At 42.7% G+C, this 16,263-nt stretch carries 16 protein-coding genes; 13 read left to right on the plus strand and 3 right to left on the minus strand.

Features of this window, described 5'->3' with window-relative positions; translation table 11 throughout:
• Positions 1 to 19: 19 nt before the first annotated feature.
• The 3 genes from NR125_RS11580 (at position 20) to NR125_RS11590 (ending at position 4,197) form a co-directional block, all read left to right on the plus strand.
• A complete protein-coding gene (locus NR125_RS11580; protein ID WP_009335735.1) occupies positions 20 to 1,162 on the plus strand; it encodes an acyl-CoA dehydrogenase family protein in 1,143 nt (380 codons plus the stop codon).
• Between the two features lie 712 nt (positions 1,163 to 1,874).
• Positions 1,875 to 2,936, plus strand: coding sequence for a calcium/proton exchanger (cax, locus tag NR125_RS11585; RefSeq protein WP_071155882.1), 1,062 nt, complete (start codon positions 1,875 to 1,877; stop codon positions 2,934 to 2,936).
• A 439-nt stretch (positions 2,937 to 3,375) separates the two neighbouring features.
• Entirely contained in the window at positions 3,376 to 4,197 is an 822-nt protein-coding gene (locus tag NR125_RS11590) for a YfkD famly protein (RefSeq protein WP_071155884.1), read from the plus strand.
• A 38-nt stretch (positions 4,198 to 4,235) separates the two neighbouring features.
• Here NR125_RS11590 and yfkAB read toward each other — a convergent pair whose 3' ends face one another.
• Positions 4,236 to 5,351 (minus strand): radical SAM/CxCxxxxC motif protein YfkAB, encoded by a 1,116-nt coding sequence (gene yfkAB / locus NR125_RS11595; RefSeq protein ID WP_071155886.1) that lies wholly within the window; start codon positions 5,349 to 5,351, stop codon positions 4,236 to 4,238.
• 169 nt (positions 5,352 to 5,520) lie between these two features.
• Here yfkAB and NR125_RS11600 point away from each other — a divergent pair, with 169 nt between their 5' ends.
• Both NR125_RS11600 and ggt read left to right on the plus strand, forming a co-directional pair.
• Entirely contained in the window at positions 5,521 to 6,150 is a 630-nt protein-coding gene (locus NR125_RS11600) for a hypothetical protein (RefSeq protein ID WP_071155888.1), read from the plus strand.
• A gap of 140 nt (positions 6,151 to 6,290) precedes the next feature.
• Positions 6,291 to 7,997, plus strand: coding sequence for a gamma-glutamyltransferase (gene ggt / locus NR125_RS11605; RefSeq protein ID WP_256815358.1), 1,707 nt, complete (start codon positions 6,291 to 6,293; stop codon positions 7,995 to 7,997).
• Between the two features lie 12 nt (positions 7,998 to 8,009).
• On the opposite strand, the gene NR125_RS11610 is transcribed toward ggt, so the two are convergent.
• Together NR125_RS11610 and NR125_RS11615 are read right to left on the minus strand one after the other, a co-directional pair.
• Entirely contained in the window at positions 8,010 to 8,282 is a 273-nt protein-coding gene (locus NR125_RS11610) for a YetF domain-containing protein (protein WP_226280811.1), read from the minus strand.
• Positions 8,242 to 8,403, minus strand: coding sequence for a hypothetical protein (locus NR125_RS11615; protein ID WP_009335759.1), 162 nt, complete (start codon positions 8,401 to 8,403; stop codon positions 8,242 to 8,244). Before NR125_RS11615 ends, NR125_RS11610 begins: the two co-directional genes overlap by 41 nt.
• A gap of 286 nt (positions 8,404 to 8,689) precedes the next feature.
• On the opposite strand from NR125_RS11615, the gene NR125_RS11620 reads away from it, so the two are divergent.
• The 8 genes from NR125_RS11620 to NR125_RS11655 all read left to right on the plus strand — a co-directional run bounded on the left by NR125_RS11620 (position 8,690) and on the right by NR125_RS11655 (position 16,157).
• Positions 8,690 to 8,872, plus strand: coding sequence for an SE1561 family protein (locus NR125_RS11620; RefSeq protein WP_009335760.1), 183 nt, complete (start codon positions 8,690 to 8,692; stop codon positions 8,870 to 8,872).
• 186 nt (positions 8,873 to 9,058) lie between these two features.
• Entirely contained in the window at positions 9,059 to 10,612 is a 1,554-nt protein-coding gene (locus tag NR125_RS11625; protein ID WP_071155892.1) for a fumarate hydratase, read from the plus strand.
• 122 nt (positions 10,613 to 10,734) lie between these two features.
• Positions 10,735 to 11,526 (plus strand): delta-lactam-biosynthetic de-N-acetylase, encoded by a 792-nt coding sequence (gene pdaA / locus NR125_RS11630; protein WP_071155894.1) that lies wholly within the window; start codon positions 10,735 to 10,737, stop codon positions 11,524 to 11,526.
• A gap of 301 nt (positions 11,527 to 11,827) precedes the next feature.
• A complete protein-coding gene (locus NR125_RS11635; RefSeq protein ID WP_071155896.1) occupies positions 11,828 to 12,709 on the plus strand; it encodes a DNA-3-methyladenine glycosylase family protein in 882 nt (293 codons plus the stop codon).
• Between the two features lie 19 nt (positions 12,710 to 12,728).
• On the plus strand, positions 12,729 to 14,111 hold the full coding sequence (gene rlmD / locus NR125_RS11640; RefSeq protein WP_019383456.1) for a 23S rRNA (uracil(1939)-C(5))-methyltransferase RlmD: 1,383 nt from the start codon (positions 12,729 to 12,731) through the stop codon (positions 14,109 to 14,111).
• A 332-nt stretch (positions 14,112 to 14,443) separates the two neighbouring features.
• The gene (locus NR125_RS11645; RefSeq protein ID WP_071155898.1) at positions 14,444 to 15,421 is read left to right on the plus strand and encodes a tRNA dihydrouridine synthase; all 978 of its coding nucleotides are present in this window, start codon (positions 14,444 to 14,446) and stop codon (positions 15,419 to 15,421) included.
• A 55-nt stretch (positions 15,422 to 15,476) separates the two neighbouring features.
• On the plus strand, positions 15,477 to 15,899 hold the full coding sequence (locus tag NR125_RS11650; protein ID WP_071155900.1) for a YhfM domain-containing protein: 423 nt from the start codon (positions 15,477 to 15,479) through the stop codon (positions 15,897 to 15,899).
• A gap of 102 nt (positions 15,900 to 16,001) precedes the next feature.
• The gene (locus NR125_RS11655) at positions 16,002 to 16,157 is read left to right on the plus strand and encodes a DUF1540 domain-containing protein (RefSeq protein WP_019383459.1); all 156 of its coding nucleotides are present in this window, start codon (positions 16,002 to 16,004) and stop codon (positions 16,155 to 16,157) included.
• The last annotated feature ends 106 nt before the right edge of the window (positions 16,158 to 16,263 follow it).

Here is a 16,263-nt window from a genome sequence, read left to right on the forward strand (position 1 = left end):
AGAAGTGAGGTGCCCCGCAATGAAATTCCAAGACTTACATACAGCCGAAGCAAGAATCCAGCTCATGGAAAAACTCTCGGAAACGTTTTTATCAAGAGCTGGCAAAAATGATGAAGAGGGTCTTTTTCCCTTTGAAAATATAAAAGAACTTAAAGAATCGGGATATACATCATTAACAGTCCCCAGACGATATGGAGGAAAGGAAATCTCCCTTTCTGAATTTCTGCGCCTCCAGGAAAAGATTGCTGAAGGAGATGGCTCCACAGCCTTATCCATTGGCTGGCATATGGGCATTATCAAAAGCCTGGGCGAGAAAAACAACTGGGATGAATCCGTATTTAGGGCTTTATGTGAAGAAGTAAAAAAGGGGGCTTTAATGAATAACTGTGCATCAGAACCTCAGACGGGCAGCCCTACAAGGGGAGGAAAGCCAATTACCTCTGCCAGAAAAGAAGAGGGTTTTTGGATCATTAATGGCCGGAAAAGCTTTACAACCATGGCCCCTGTGCTTGATTACTTCAATGTGAGCGCCACGATTGAAGAAAGCGGGGAAATAGGAAACTTTTTAATTCCGAGAAGTTCCGAAGGCTTGGAAATAGAGGAAACATGGGACAGCATTGCCATGAGAGGAACGGGGAGCCATGATCTTCTTTTAAAAAATGTAAGAGTGAAGCAGGACGCGCTAGTCGAGCTGTTTCAGCCTGGAAAAAAAGGAGCGGCTGGCTGGCTTCTCCATATACCGGCCTGTTATTTAGGCATTGCACAAGCGGCTCAAGATTATGCCATTACCTTTGCCAAAAATTATTCCCCGAACAGCATTAGTGGTGCAATCATTGATTTGCCAAATGTTCAGCAAAAAATTGGCGAGATGGAGCTTGAACTCATGAGAGCACGCCATTTTCTCTATTCAGTTGCAAAGAAATGGGATGAAGCAAACGATGAAGCCAGAAGCAGGATGCAGCCTGAATTGGGAGCAGTCAAGCTGGCTGTAACAAACGCAGCCATAGCAGTAGTCGATTTAGCCATGCGTGTGGCAGGTGCCCGCAGTTTATCAGCAAAAAATCCTCTGCAGCGATATTACAGGGATGTGCGTGCCGGCCTGCATAATCCGCCAATGGATGATATGACCATTCTGGCCTTAGCAAAAAAAGCTATAAAGTAACCCGGAAGGCTGCTCTCTTAGCAGCTTTAGTTATTATTTAAAAAACTTATTTCATCGTAGCCCCAATCGCCTGGTGATTGGGGTATTTTGTTGTCTTCATGTCTGAATTAGCGGTTAAGTTCGGACAGCAAAAGTCGTGGTTTGGGCCTAGGGTCTCCCTGAGTTCAGACAAGAAAAAAAGGGAAAACCTTGAATTCTGTCCGAAGCCGCTCCATGTTCGGACAGGAGAAGAAGAAATATCGTGGACTGAGTCCGAAGTCGCCCTATGTTCGGACAGAAAAAGAGGGGAAATCGTGAATTGTGTCCGAAGTTGCCCTATGTTCGGACAGGAGAAGAGGAAAAACCGTGGATTGTGTCCGAAGTCGCTCTATGTTCGGACAGAAAAAGAGGGGAAATCGTGAATTGTGTCCGAAGTCGTCCCGAGTTCAGACAAGAGAAGAGGAAAAACCGTGAATTGTGTCTGAAGTCGCCCCGAGTTCGGACAAGAGAAGAGGAAAAACCGTGGATTGTGTCCGAAGCCTCCCTGTGTTCGGACAGCAAAAGCTAAATTTCTTCCCTGTTTTTAAAATGCCTAAATCCTGCTTCAAGTTTGAATTTTTTCGAAATCGGCTAAAGAGAAAGAAACGTTTTACATAAACTTACTGCATATAATCACATAGGCGTGAATGAGCAGGCAATACTAAAAATATTAAAACGTAAGGAGAAAAAAGATATGACTAATAAAGTTTTCATGGTATTGGTGTTTGCAGGTGTGCCCCTGTCTGTCATCGGAACATTGATGCACTGGTCCAATATTTTGCTGTTTGTGATCTACTGCATCACCATTATCGCATTGGCCAGCTATATGGGAAGGGCGACAGAAAGCCTTGCCATAGTAACCGGCCCCCGAATTGGAGGGCTGCTGAATGCCACCTTTGGAAATGCGGTTGAACTGATCATTTCGATTTTTGCTTTAAAGGCCGGCCTGATTAGTGTTGTTCTTGCCTCACTGACAGGGTCCGTATTGGGAAATTTACTGTTAGTGGCCGGCCTTTCATTTTTCGTTGGAGGAGTTAAATACAAGACCCAGTCCTTTAATGTATATGATGCACGTCATAACTCAGGACTTCTGATGTTTGCCGTCATTGTGGCTTTTGTGATTCCTGAAGTTTTTTCAATGACCATGGATGAAGCTGAAACGATAACTTTCAGCATTGGCATCTCTGTCATATTAATAGCTCTTTATTTAGCGGCTTTGTTCTTCAAACTGGTCACTCACCGGGGCGTTTATCAATCAAAAGAGGATGACAGAAGCTCTCATGAGGAGGAAACTCCGGAGTGGAGCAAAGGAAAAGCCATTGCTGTACTTGCCATTTCGACCATTGCGGTTGCTTATGTATCAGAGAATCTGGTTCACACCTTCGAAGAAGTTGGAGAAGCGTTTGGCTGGACGGAATTGTTTATTGGGGTGGTCATTGTGGCAATCGTGGGAAATGCGGCTGAGCATGCCTCTGCCATCATTATGGCTTATAAAAATAAAATGGATATAGCTGTTGAAATTGCTGTTGGTTCCACGCTGCAGGTTGCGATGTTTGTAGCACCTGTTCTTGTACTGCTTTCATTGCTGTTCCCGGCTGCAATGCCTCTTGTCTTTACATTGCCTGAGTTAATTGCCATGGTGACAGCGGTGCTGCTTATGATTGTCATTGGCAATGATGGGGAAACCAATTGGTTCGAAGGCGCCACTCTGCTGGCAGCTTACGTTATAATGGGAATCGGATTTTATCTTTTATAGTCATGACAAAACAGAAAACCGGCTCTGAAAAAATCTCAGGGCCGGTTATTTATATGGGTATTTAAGTACTTTTTTAAAGGATTATGTTTTTCAGAGAATGGTTCTGTTCGCTTTCAGTCATTGATCACCAACCTTTACGCTGATTTTTGACCATTATCATGACTTGCAGAAGACTTAACAAAAAAACGATTCTCCTCCTTTTACATAGTAGTGGGGTTGATTTCCACTGCCCTCCTTTAGTTTAGTAAGCCTATTATAAAACATTATTAGATATTTGTAAATATTCAGATTTTTACAAAATCATTACAAATGAAATATTTTTGCTGCTGATTCCTCTTCAAATCCCTCCGTTATTTTTCACGGGACGGATAATATCCACTTTCTCCGAAAAAACTAATATCAACCTAAAAAGATTGTGACTTGAAAGGAGAAAGACATCATGAAAAAATACGTAAGCATTCTTTTTTTAGGTCTAATATTAATACTGTCATTCCATCAGGCCGCAGAAGCGCAGAAAGGGACTGAGAAATCGGCAAAACAGCCGCCGAAGGCCATTGTTGTCCCTAATTCGGTGCTGAATGTTACAAAGGAAAATACGTATCCTAATCCGGCTCAGGATATGCCGACACTCCAGCCGAGTGAATTAACCCAGCAGCTCATTGATTCATCCAAGGTTAAAATCGAAAATCCGGATCTCATTCGGATGCTGAATGAAACCTCTGTGAGCAGCACTCCGTTCGCACTTGGATACAGGGCCATCGTCTATCTCGGTCAGTGGCCGCTTAATTATGAGTCTGCTGAAACCTCCCCTAATTGGGAATATCAGAGGATTAACACGAATTATTTCGACAACCGCGGCGGAAAGGCCCCATACCAGATTCATTATGTTCAGGAAGCCCAAAAGGTTGTCCGCGGAGGTCTGACTGCCAAGGTTCCCAATGCCGAGGATGTAAAAAAGATGATGCTTCTCAAAGCAATGGAGAAATCCGGTCTGACTCTTGCTTTTGAAACGATTGTTGGAGCAGGCACCAAAAAAGATCATATCTATAACATTCCGCCCAAAAGATTAGGGTATCTATACGGCTATGCTCCCGCAATCAATGAAAAGGGGAAAGTAACGTATGGAGAAGTGTATTTGATGCTGAAAGGCAGCAAGAAAATGATTGTCATTAAAAATGTCACTTCACAGGGAATAGGTGCCTGGATTCCGATTCAGGATCATGTGACGTTTGGGTTTCTTGTTTCAGAAAGGCCTAGATAATAAAAAAGCCAGCCTGACATATAGGCTGGCTTAATCTATTAGATATTCGAACGTCTTGTTTTGAAATCTGTTTCTTTATAGTAGCTGTTCTTTACCAGAACGTTAGGGCCAAGGCATCTAACCCCCGCACAATGACAGTTCAGAGAATCAGCGAGTTCTGTTTTGCTCCACTTTTGATAAATATCCTCAAGCTGATCGGTTTGGATATTTCCCAGCGGCGGAGTATCGCCAAAGTCAGTGACAATGACATCGCCGGTGAAAATATTTATATTCAGCCGTGATCTTCCGTCAGGGTCATTCCGGACGGTTACATTATTTGATGAATGCAGTCTTCTTAAAAGATCCAGGTCTTCTTTATTGCTGCTGCAGGCATAAAAGGGCAGGGTGCCAAACAGCATCCATGTATTCTCATCCCGGATATCCAGCAGATGATGGATGGCTGATCTCATTTCTTCAAGAGTTAAAGTTTCTAATGATGAGGCGAAGTCTGATGGATACATTGGATGGACCTCATGGCGCTGACAGTTCATTTCTTCTATAATCTGTTTATGAATTTTTTCAAGATAAGGCAATGTCCGTTTGTTGAGCATTGTTTCAGCAGAAACCATTACCCCCGCTTTCACGAGCTCCCTGCTGTTTTCAATCATCCTGTAAAAGAGCCGCTGACGCTGCTCTATCGTCGGCTTTCGCTCCATCATCGCAAAGCCGCCTTCGATAAAGTCCTCCTCAGTTCCCCAGTTATGAGAAATATGAAGGACATCCAAATATGGAATGATTTCTTCATAACGGGCTAACTCCAGTGTCAGATTAGAATTAATCTGTGTTCTGACCCCTCTTTCGTGCGCATAGCGAAGCAGCGGCGCAACATAATTTTTAACCGATTTTTTTGAAAGCATCGGCTCCCCGCCGGTAATGCTCAGTGAGCTTAAATGAGAAACTTCATCCAGCCTCTTAAGCATCAAATCAATGGGCAGGGCATCGGGATCCCTGGGCTGAAGTGTATAGCCGACAGCGCAGTGTTCACAGCGCATGTTGCATAATACAGTGGTTGTGAATTCAATATTTGAAAGCACCAATTTTCCGTGCTGATCGATATCGGAATAAGCTTCCCATGGATCATTTTCCGGTGTGATAGGTGAAAGTTGTGTTTTCATATGTATCTCCTTTTAAATCTAAGTCCTTTGTCATTATTTAATCTTTCATATCCCATGTCAATCGATAGTTTGGACTAAAAATGATATAAATACGTTTAATTTCTCCTCATGCGGGAATTAACTCAATAACAAACGCGAAACACTTTTTAACTTAAGAGGAGGATTTAACATGGAACAGAATAACACTTATAATACAACAAACACAACAACTGCTTTAAGATCAGATTATGGACAGGATATGAATTATGACCATGATAACGGATCAAACAGCAAGCTGATGAAAGGGATTGTCATTGGCGGTATTATTGGCGGGGCTTTAGCAATGCTGGATAGTACAACAAGAACAAAAGTAAAAACGAAAGCGATGGATCTAAAGGATTCTTCTGCAAATCTTATTTCTGAAGTGAAAGAAAATCCTGGTGATGTAAAGGATAATATGATTAACCAGTTTAAGAGTGCTTCCAATACTCTTAAAGAGGCCATAAAAGATGCCCAGAGTTTGTACCAGCGTGTCAACGAAGATGTTTTCGGCAACATGGATATGGTAAAAGAAGTGTCTAATGAAGCCATGTCAACAGCAAAGGAAGCAAAAAGCGAGCTGGCTGATATCGGGTCAAAAGTAAAGGAAGCAGGTTCAGAATTAATGGAAAGCCCTGTTGAGAACGGTGGAAATTCCACTGGCTCGAACAACCAGGCAGCAAGTTCAGTGAGCAGTTCAGAAACTGCTTTCCCGGTAGATCGTGGCGAAAGTGCTGTCACCTATAGTCCTGAGACTCAAAAGAACAGCAATAACCTTTAATTAATAATATAAAATTTCCTCTGCTCTTATGAGTGGAGGATTTTTTATTGGTTCTGTTTCCTAATGATGGTTGTTTTATATATACATGGAGGGGGTAACCCTTAACTATAGGTATAGGACATTTTTTGGAGGTTACATTTATGGGTTATAGACGAGGGAAATCATTATCAAAGGATATGGAAAAACAATCTTACGAAAGAGAAACAGCTGTTGGAACTGCAGGGATGGTAGTCAGTCCTCATTCAGTTGCCACAGATATAGGTGAAAAAATACTGCGGGAGGGCGGCAATGCAGTAGATGCTGCAGCTGCCATCCAATTTGCATTAAATGTAGTAGAACCAATGATGACAGGCATTGGCGGAAGCGGATTTTTAATGGTTTACGACAATAAAAAGAAAGATGTAAAAATATATGATGGACACACAAGGGCGCCAAAAGGTGTGCATCCGGAAATGTTCCTCGATGACAATGGGGAAGTAATCGATTTTCGCAAACGCTCTACGCATGGAACAGCAGTAGGAATCCCGGGAATATTAAAAGCTATGGATTCAGCTGTAAAGGATCACGGTTCAAAGTCATTAGCCGATCTGATTCAGCCGGCAATAGAAGCCGCAGAAAGCGGCATTGAAGTGAACTGGGTAATGGAGGAAGCTCTTCAGAACTTTCATTACAGGCTGGGTGAAGAAGCCAAAGCTTTTTATTTTCCGGAAGGCAAATCTCTAAAGGAAGGTGACAGACTTGTCAAGGATCATTTAGCCAAGACATTCAGGATCCTGCAAAAAGAAGGAATAGCCTCCTTTTATGAAGGAGAGATAGCTGAAGCCATCGTAGAAACGTTAAAAGGAGAAGGCGGCTTTATGACGCTGGAGGACCTGAAAAATTACCGGCTTACCATTGATGAGCCGATATGGGGCGAGTATAAAGGCTATAAGATCGCTTCGTCCGCTCCTCCCAGTGCAGGCGGGGTAACCGTTATCCAAATTCTTAAAATGCTGGAGAAGTTTGATTTAAGCCAATATGACGCAAAGTCCTGGGAAAAGTATTATCTGATAACCGAAGCTATGCGTTTGGCTTTTGCGGACAAAGTTGCCTATTCAGGGGATCCGGAATTTTCTGATCTCCCTATTGAAGGCCTGCTACATGATGATTATATTGCTGAAAGGGTAAAGGCTATAAATTTTAAAAGGAGAAATGATGCAATAGATTTTGGAAACCCCTGGAAATATCAAGGGGGCGAACCAAAGCAGATTATTCGCCAGCCGGATGACTTAGAGAAAAGTGAAACAACTCATTTCACGGTTATTGACCAATGGGGCAATATTGCCGCATGTACATCAACCGTTGAGCATCCATTTGGGTCAGGGATTATAGTAAAGGGCTACGGATTTTTATTAAACAATGAACTTACAGACTTTGATGCCAACCCTGGCGGAATCAATGAACCAAAACCGGACAAAAGGCCGGTCAGCTGCAAAAGCCCGACGATCTTATTTAAGGATGACCAGCCCGTTCTAACTCTTGGTTCTCCAGGCGGACCGACCATTATTGGCTCGGTTTTTCAGACGATCGTGAATATCATTGACCATAAAATGAATCTAAAGGAAGCCATTGAAGAGCCCCGGATCTTTGCCACAACAGGCCCGCTTATTGAATGGGAGCCGGGAATAAGCATGGAATCCAAAGGCGAAATGGAGTCAAGCGGATTTGAATTTGGAGACAAGCCAAGCCGAATCGGGAATGTTCAGGCCATTCAGATTGACCGGGAGAAGGGCCGTCTATATGGTGCGGCTGACTCCAGCCGTGAAGGAAAGGCAGCCGGAATTACAGAGGAGCAAATAAAAAGCTGATGCCGCCTGGCATCAGCTTTTCTTTGGATCAATATCAGATAGTGTGCTCGTTTTGCTGTTTGAGCTGCTCCTTTTAATGACTAACATACTGCCGTTAGTCTCGAATACAACTGCTTCCACATCTTCCATTGAGGAAAACCCATTGGAACGAATAGCCTGCATAATTACTGATTTCAAAACCCTGTTTTTATATAAGGCTGACTCTATGAATTGACCTTGATAATAAAGCAGGTCAGGACTTGCTTTATTGAATGTGGCTGAATGAAGAGAAAGCCAGGCTACTATATAGGCCGATCAAAAGTGCATATGCAGTCAGACCCTCTGCAAGTGATACCTGTTTGTTAAGGAAAATAGTCGCCAGGGTAGACCCAAGGGCAACTCTTACCACTAAATTAAATGCATTCATTTTTGTTAAAGTACGTTTTCCCGATAGTCTCAGGAACAGAATCAGAAAAATATAGCTTATAGCTCCATTTGAAAGAACTCTCCATAAATCTTGCCAGCTGGAAAAAACATGATTGCCTCCCTTATATATGGTTTTTATTCCTTTTATAGGAAGACAATAAACGGACGATTTTTATCTCCATTCATGTTGCAGGGAGGCAATTGAAGGGTATATTAAATAAAAATACTTATTTGCTGAAATAACTAATTTCATGTAGGATGTAATCGAGACGAAAGGAGAGAACGTTTTGGGCAGTCCGATTCAAGATAAGAATTCACAGGTTACTTTTCTAAAACAGCGCTTAAATATGTTCCTGGACGTACTGGAAGCTATTGAGCCGGAAGACACCGAAATCGAAGACATCGACCGTTTAATTGCTATGATCGATGACCTCGAATCCAAATGCCGTGAATTTAATAACCGCGATTAAAACAGGAGCCTGAGGGCTCTTTTTTTATGGAAATTGCTTTGGAAATTCCCTCTTTCATCCTGTAAACGATTGCAACCTTTGTCTTTAAATACGCATCAGATAGGAGTATAATGATTACGATTAATAATTGTAATTTTCATAAAAGATATGAGCTATATAGGGAGCAAAGGGAAGGGGACTAAAGCAATGAATATCGACAAATTTCAGGAAAGCATGTATCAGCTGATTGTTGAGACATCCACTAATCTTCCGCGTGATGTGCGCCGTGCAATCAAATCAGCGAAAGAAAGAGAAAATGCCGGCACTAGAGCAGCGATGAGCTTAGATACCATTACGAATAATATTAAAATGGCTGATGATAATGTGTCGCCAATTTGCCAGGATACCGGATTGCCGACTTTCAAAATCAAGACGCCAGTCGGTGCTAACCAGCTGGTCATGAAGGAAGCAATCAAAAACGCAATCGCCCAGGTAACTAAGGACGGAAAGCTTCGCCCGAACTCTGTTGATTCCTTAACTGGCGCCAACAGCGGGGACAACCTTGGCTACGGAACACCTGTCATTAAATTTGAACAATGGGAAAAAGATTATATAGACGCCCGCCTGATTCTTAAAGGCGGCGGCTGTGAAAATAAAAATATCCAATATAGCCTTCCCTGCGAACTTGAAGGCCTTGGCCGAGCTGGACGCGACCTAGATGGAATCCGCAAATGCATCATGCACTCTGTATACCAGGCGCAGGGACAGGGATGCAGCGCCGGCTTTATCGGTGTCGGCATCGGGGGAGACCGCTCTTCAGGCTATGACCTGGCGAAAGAGCAGCTGTTCCGTTCTGTAGATGATGTAAATCCTAATGAAGATCTCCGCAAACTCGAGGATTACGTGATGGAGAATGCAAATGAGTTAGGAATCGGAACAATGGGCTTCGGCGGGGAAACCACGCTTTTAGGCTGTAAAGTCGGTGTTATGAACCGTATTCCGGCAAGCTTCTTCGTATCTGTTGCCTATAATTGCTGGGCGTTCCGCCGCCTAGGAGCAGCCATCAGCATGGAAACAGGCGAAATTAATGAATGGATGTATCAGGAAGGCGAGCACATCGACTTTGGTGCTTCTGAAGCTGAACTAGAGACAGCGGCAGCATCAGAAACAGCAGAGCAAACAAACATCGTAACATTGCAGGCGCCGATTACTGAAGAACAGATCCGCAACCTTAAGGTTGGTGATGTGGTACAGATCAACGGCATGATGTACACGGGCCGCGATGCCATCCACCATCACCTGATGGACCATGATGCACCAGTCGATCTGAATGGGCAGGTCATTTACCACTGCGGCCCGGTCATGATGAAGGACGAAGACGGCAAGTGGCATGTAAAAGCTGCTGGACCGACTACAAGTATTCGTGAGGAGCCATATCAGGGAGATATCATGAAAAAGTTCGGCATCCGTGCTGTTATCGGTAAAGGCGGAATGGGGCCAAAAACATTGGAAGCACTTCAGGAACATGGCGGCGTTTACTTAAATGCAATCGGCGGTGCTGCACAATATTATGCTGACTGTATCAAGTCGGTTGAAGGCGTGGACCTCATGGAATTCGGTATTCCGGAAGCAATGTGGCACCTGAAGGTTGAAGGCTTTACTGCAGTTGTGACGATGGATTCCCACGGGAACAGTCTTCATAGGGATGTAGATAAATCTTCACTTGAGAAATTGGCTCAATTCAAAGAGCGTGTATTCTAATAGATGAACGGGAGAGAGGCTGTTTGCGGCCTCTCTTTTTTGTGCATTTTTTTGCCAATGATCCCTGCGAATGTTTTTATTTCATTCACAAACACTAAGAAAAAAATATTGGAGGAGCTCAGATGAAAAAATTAAGTATCTTCCTGAGTGTTTTTATTTTGTTTTTTTCCGGAACAGCTTATGCGAATTATGGCAATTCGCCGGTTCACTGGGGATTCAAAAAAGCAAAAAATGAGGTGCCTGCCGAAGCAGGAAAGCCGCTCGACTCACTGCTTGAAAGACATGGCTCCTATTATAAAGGCGATACAAGCAAAAAAGACATTTATTTAACATTTGATAATGGATATGAAAACGGCTATACAGGGCAAATTTTGGATGTTCTAAAAAAGGAAAATGTTCCTGCTGCCTTTTTTGTAACAGGACATTATTTAAAAAGCGCACCCGATCTTGTAAAGAGGATGGCGGATGAAGGGCATATCATAGGCAATCACTCCTGGCATCATCCTGATATGACAAGAGTGAGCGATGAGAAATTTATTAAAGAACTTGAAATGGTCCGTGCTGAAAACGAAAAGCTTACAGGTGTTAAGCATATGGCATATTTGCGGCCGCCTCGAGGCATTTTCAGTGAACGCACTTTGGCTTTGGCTAAAAAGGAAGGCTATACGCATGTATTCTGGTCACTGGCCTTTGTCGACTGGAACACAGACCGGCAGAAAGGCTGGCAGTATTCTTACGACAATATTATGCGTCAGATCCATCCAGGCTGTATCCTTCTCTTGCACACTGTTTCAAAGGACAATGCCGATGCTCTCCAAAAGGCCATACAGGATTTGAAAAAACGCGGGTACACCTTTAAGAGCCTTGATGATCTGACATGGCAACAGGCAATTGGGGAGCGGATGCTGTACTGATATATGTTTGGCCGATAAATCGGCCAAATCTTGGATTTATCGGCAAAATGTCCAGCTTTCGATAAAAAATTTGGATGGGCACAACAAAGTGATATTGGCCGTAAAACTTAAGATTAGGCCTGTAAATTATGTGCTTTGGCCGGTATTTTTTTAAAGATGGCCGGTAAATGCCCAATTTCGGCCGGTAACACTGCAGAAATTTATAAATTGCATGAAATAGACCCAACTTTTCAGGGTCTATTTTGTATATAGTCCAACAAGTTTAGTAAAATAACGGCAAAAAATGCTATAATCGGGGAAAATGATAAAGGACGGATTCTTCTTGGAAAAGATACAAGTAGAAGGACCTTATAATTTTGATCTGGTACTGGACAGGCTTTTGAATGACCCTCTTAATCAGGTTGATATAGAAAATCGGTCTGTGAAAGTGCCTATGCTGCTCAGCCATCATCCGATTGTGGCAGAAGTAAAAGCAATCGGTACAACTGATAAGCCGGAATTTTTAATAACCGGAACTGATGGCGCTTTTAAAGAAAAAGCAGCAGAGCGTTTATCGGAAATTTTTCAATGGCATCTGCCTCTTGAGAGGATTCACGAACATTTTCAAAACACAGAATTACAGCCAATTTTCGATGCTCATTATGGTACTCCAATTGTTCTTGATTTTGATCCGTATAGCTGTATATTAAAATGCATTATTCACCAGCAGCTTAATCTTGCTTTCGCACACACGTTAACAGAACGGTTTGTAAAAGCATTTGGATTCGAAAAGGATGGAGTGTGGTTTTATCCGCTTCCCGAAAAAGTTGCAGAACTGAAAGTGGATGAATTAAGAGAGCTGCAGTTCAGTAGACGAAAGGCTGAGTATGTAATTGGCATCGCAAAAGAAACGGCCTCGGGAAATTTAAACTTTGACGAGCTTAAAAACCTTTCAGATGAAGAAATTTATGATAAACTTATCAAATTGCGCGGTGTCGGACCCTGGACTGTTCAAAACTTCTTGATGTTCGGGCTGGGCCGGCCAAATCTTTTTCCAGCTGCAGACATTGGCATCCAGAATGCCTTAAAAAAACTATATAAATTAGAAGCGAAACCGACTCTTGAGGAAATGGAGACATTCTCGAAGAGCTGGGATCCTTATTTGAGCTATGCTTCTCTTTATTTGTGGAGGAGTATCGAGTAATTTGGAGTGATGAAGCACCATGAAACAAGAACAAACAGCTAAATTAAAACTAAAGCAAACATTTCCGCTGACAATCAAAAGGCTTGGCATCAATGGGGAAGGTGTCGGTTATTTTAAAAGGCAAGTCGTATTTGTTCCAGGAGCACTGCCTGGCGAGGAAATCACAGCAGAAGCAACAAAGGTAAACCCAAAGTTTGCTGAGGCCAAAATAAAAAAAATCCGTAAAAAATCGGAATTCCGTGTTCAGCCGCCATGCCCGGTATATCATGAGTGTGGAGGCTGCCAGCTGCAGCATCTCCGGTATGATCAGCAGCTGAAGGAGAAACGGGATATCATTATTCAAGCTTTAGAACGCCATACTAAGCTGAATCCCGAGAAGCTGGATATCAAAGAAACCATTGGAATGGAAGATCCGTGGAGCTACAGAAATAAAAGCCAGTTCCAGGTTGGCCAAAAAGACGGGAAGGTGCTTGCCGGATTATATGGCATGAATTCGCACCGCCTGATTAATATTGAGCACTGTGCGGTGCAGCATCCGCAAACAACAAAGGCGACTGAAGCAGTGAAACGGATTCTCCAGGATTTGAGAATCCCAATCTATAATGAAAGAAGCCGAAAAGGTATAGTAAGAACAATCGTTGCCAGGGTGGGAATCCAGACAGGAGAGCTTCAGATTGTACTGATCACAACTCAAAAAGAGCTTCCAAAGAAAGAGATCATAATAGAAAAAATCAAAAGCGAGCTTCCTGAAGTAAAATCAATCATACAAAATGTGAATGGTGAAAAAACCTCCCTTATTTTTGGACAGGAAACCATGAATCTGGACGGAAGCGACTTTATCCAGGAAACACTCGGAGATTTGCAGTTTGAACTATCTGCACGGACATTTTTCCAGCTGAACCCTGAACAAACCGTTAAGCTTTATAATGAAGTCAAAAGAGCAGCGGCTTTAACCGGCAAGGAAAAAGTAGCTGACGCATACTGCGGCGTCGGAACGATTGGATTATGGGTAGCAGATCAGGCAGCGGAAATCCGCGGCATGGATATCATCAGGGAATCCATTGAGGATGCAAAGAAAAATGCTGACCGCCATGGAATTAAACATGCCCAATATGTTGTCGGCAAAGCAGAGGAATGGCTTCCTAAATGGACAAAAGATGGATGGCGTCCGGATGTTATTATCGTCGATCCGCCAAGAACAGGACTTGATCATCAGCTGTTAAAGACTATTTTAAAAGTCCAGCCCAAGAAAGTGGTTTATGTCTCATGTAACCCATCTACATTGGCAAAGGATATTTCGGTCCTGAGCCCCAAATATAAAGTAAATGGCATACAGCCTGTGGATATGTTCCCGCAGACCGCACACGTGGAGAGTGTGACACAACTTGTTTTAAACGTGTAACCCAAACATAAGCTTTTGCTGATCCACCCTGATTTCGCAAAAAATATTTTTGCGGTTTCGGGGTCTTTTTTCTGTTAATCCCTGCTGTTTTTTAGAATGTTTTATCAAAGCTTTATTTTTTACTCAGCCAGTGGAATACTGTTTAATGGGATGGATGTCAGCAGGAGATATTTTAGCTGTACAAAAATTGTGCAGTTAAAATTTACATTATTTAATCAGTTTGATAAAAAGTGCTTAAGCATGGTATAAGTGTAAAAGAAGCAGGGATATTCTGCTTTTTAATTTTGGGATTAAAAGTTGGTTTCCCATATTGAGAGGATTTGAATTTTACTATGATAGATAATTTTTGGCGTGAGTTACCGCGGCCATTTTTTATACTGGCACCAATGGAAGAGGTGACGGATGTTGTTTTTCGCCATGTGGTGAGTGAAGCAGCCAGACCTGATGTGTTTTTTACTGAGTTTACAAACTCAGATAGTTATTGTCACCCCGAGGGGATTAATAGTGTGCGTGGGCGTTTGACTTTCACAGAGGATGAACAGCCAATTGTAGCCCATATATGGGGGGATAAACCTGAATACTTCCGGCAAATGAGTATTGGGATGGCGGAACTGGGCTTTAAGGGATTGGATATCAATATGGGCTGTCCTGTACCCAATGTAGCACAGCACGGGAAGGGAAGCGGCCTGATCCGCCGCCCGGAAGTGGCAGCTGAATTGATCCAGGCAGCCAAAGCAGGAGGTTTGCCGGTAAGTGTAAAGACAAGGCTTGGCTTCACGGAAGTAGACGAATGGAAGGTCTGGCTGAAACACATTTTGGAGCAGGACATTGCTAATTTTTCCATTCATCTGCGTACAAGGGACGAAATGAGCAAAGTACCTGCGCATTGGGAGCTGATCCCGGAGATTAAGAAACTTCGCGACCAGGTGGCACCAGATACCCTTTTGACGATCAATGGAGATATTCCTGACCGTCAGAAGGGCTTGGAGCTGGCCGAGAAATACGGTATTGATGGAGTTATGATTGGGCGCGGCATATTCCATAATCCATTTGCCTTTGAAACGGAGAAGAAAGATCATAGCAGTGAGGAATTGCTGGACCTTTTAAGATTGCATATGGATCTCCATGATCAATATTCGCATTTAGAGCTGCGGCCGTTCACGGCTCTTCACCGTTTTTTCAAGATCTATGTCAAAGGATTTCCAAGGGCAAGTGCACTAAGAAATCAATTAATGAACACTAGGTCTACAGATGAAGTGCGCGAATTGCTTGATGCGTTTGTGTCAAAGAATCTTGAAAATAATAACTGAATTCTAAATGGGGATGGGCAAGCGGTCCATCCTCCTTTTTTTAATGGGGATGAGGATGAAAGCTTTTTTATTATGCACATTCATGGTATTTTCTTTTGCAATGATAACAGGCTGTCAATCAGCTGAAACAATGGTCCTGCTGGATGAGGAAGTCAGAGAAATCAAAGTTTCAAAATCGGAGGGTTTAGGCGGAATTAATGATGAAGAAAGTTTTATTTCTTTCAAGGATAGAAAATCGATCGCTGTATTTGAAAAGGCAATAACATCTGCTGTAAAACAGTCAGGGAATGCAGATATTAGTAAACCTAAGTATGATATAGCAGTAGAATATAAAGGAGAACTTCCTTCTCACGGCATTCATTTGTGGCTTGGAGAAGACAATGAAAAAAGCGTCTTCATGTATATTACAGATGAATCTGTTTACCTAACTTCTCCAGAAATGACGATAAAACTAAGAAGCCTAATTCTCTCCAAATAACAGCAGCCCAGCCATTTCACCTGTGTGTGGAATTAAATTCCATATGGTTAATTCACTTGGAAAAGGGGTATTGATCAGTAATCCAAAAGGAGGTGGCCAAGAATGGAAGTAGAAGTTTTATGTAATGTTGAGAACTGCAAGTATTGGGCTGAAGGTGATAAGTGCGTTGCCGACTCTATTTATGTGATTGGCCAAAATGGCCGAGAAGCTGATGATGTAGAGGAAACAGCCTGTAAAACCTTTGAGCATCGTGAATAAGATTGGGTAGGCCTGACTGCTGGAGAATTTTAACGATCCCGGCCGTCAGGTTTTTTTACATACAAAAAGAGAAGATTATTAAGACCGCTATGTTTCTCCGGAAAGG

It is taken from the genome of Cytobacillus sp. Bac17 (assembly GCF_024519925.1).
GTDB classification, from domain to species: domain Bacteria; phylum Bacillota; class Bacilli; order Bacillales; family Cytobacillaceae; genus Cytobacillus; species Cytobacillus pseudoceanisediminis.

What these genes read in the sequence shown, in the direction of transcription:
- pdaA (WP_071155894.1), top strand. Translation starts at nt 10,735, where the DNA reads ATGAAAAAATTAAGTATCTTCCTGAGTGTTTTTATTTTGTTTTTTTCC.
- NR125_RS11625 (WP_071155892.1), top strand. Translation starts at nt 9,059, where the DNA reads ATGAATATCGACAAATTTCAGGAAAGCATGTATCAGCTGATTGTTGAG.
- NR125_RS11650 (WP_071155900.1), top strand. Translation starts at nt 15,477, where the DNA reads ATGAAAGCTTTTTTATTATGCACATTCATGGTATTTTCTTTTGCAATG.
- NR125_RS11655 (WP_019383459.1), top strand. Translation starts at nt 16,002, where the DNA reads ATGGAAGTAGAAGTTTTATGTAATGTTGAGAACTGCAAGTATTGGGCT.
- NR125_RS11590 (WP_071155884.1), top strand. Translation starts at nt 3,376, where the DNA reads ATGAAAAAATACGTAAGCATTCTTTTTTTAGGTCTAATATTAATACTG.
- NR125_RS11615 (WP_009335759.1), bottom strand. Translation starts at nt 8,403, where the DNA reads ATGAATGCATTTAATTTAGTGGTAAGAGTTGCCCTTGGGTCTACCCTG.
- NR125_RS11600 (WP_071155888.1), top strand. Translation starts at nt 5,521, where the DNA reads ATGGAACAGAATAACACTTATAATACAACAAACACAACAACTGCTTTA.
- yfkAB (WP_071155886.1), bottom strand. Translation starts at nt 5,351, where the DNA reads ATGAAAACACAACTTTCACCTATCACACCGGAAAATGATCCATGGGAA.
- ggt (WP_256815358.1), top strand. Translation starts at nt 6,291, where the DNA reads ATGGGTTATAGACGAGGGAAATCATTATCAAAGGATATGGAAAAACAA.
- rlmD (WP_019383456.1), top strand. Translation starts at nt 12,729, where the DNA reads ATGAAACAAGAACAAACAGCTAAATTAAAACTAAAGCAAACATTTCCG.
- NR125_RS11645 (WP_071155898.1), top strand. Translation starts at nt 14,444, where the DNA reads ATGATAGATAATTTTTGGCGTGAGTTACCGCGGCCATTTTTTATACTG.
- cax (WP_071155882.1), top strand. Translation starts at nt 1,875, where the DNA reads ATGACTAATAAAGTTTTCATGGTATTGGTGTTTGCAGGTGTGCCCCTG.
- NR125_RS11580 (WP_009335735.1), top strand. Translation starts at nt 20, where the DNA reads ATGAAATTCCAAGACTTACATACAGCCGAAGCAAGAATCCAGCTCATG.
- NR125_RS11635 (WP_071155896.1), top strand. Translation starts at nt 11,828, where the DNA reads ATGATAAAGGACGGATTCTTCTTGGAAAAGATACAAGTAGAAGGACCT.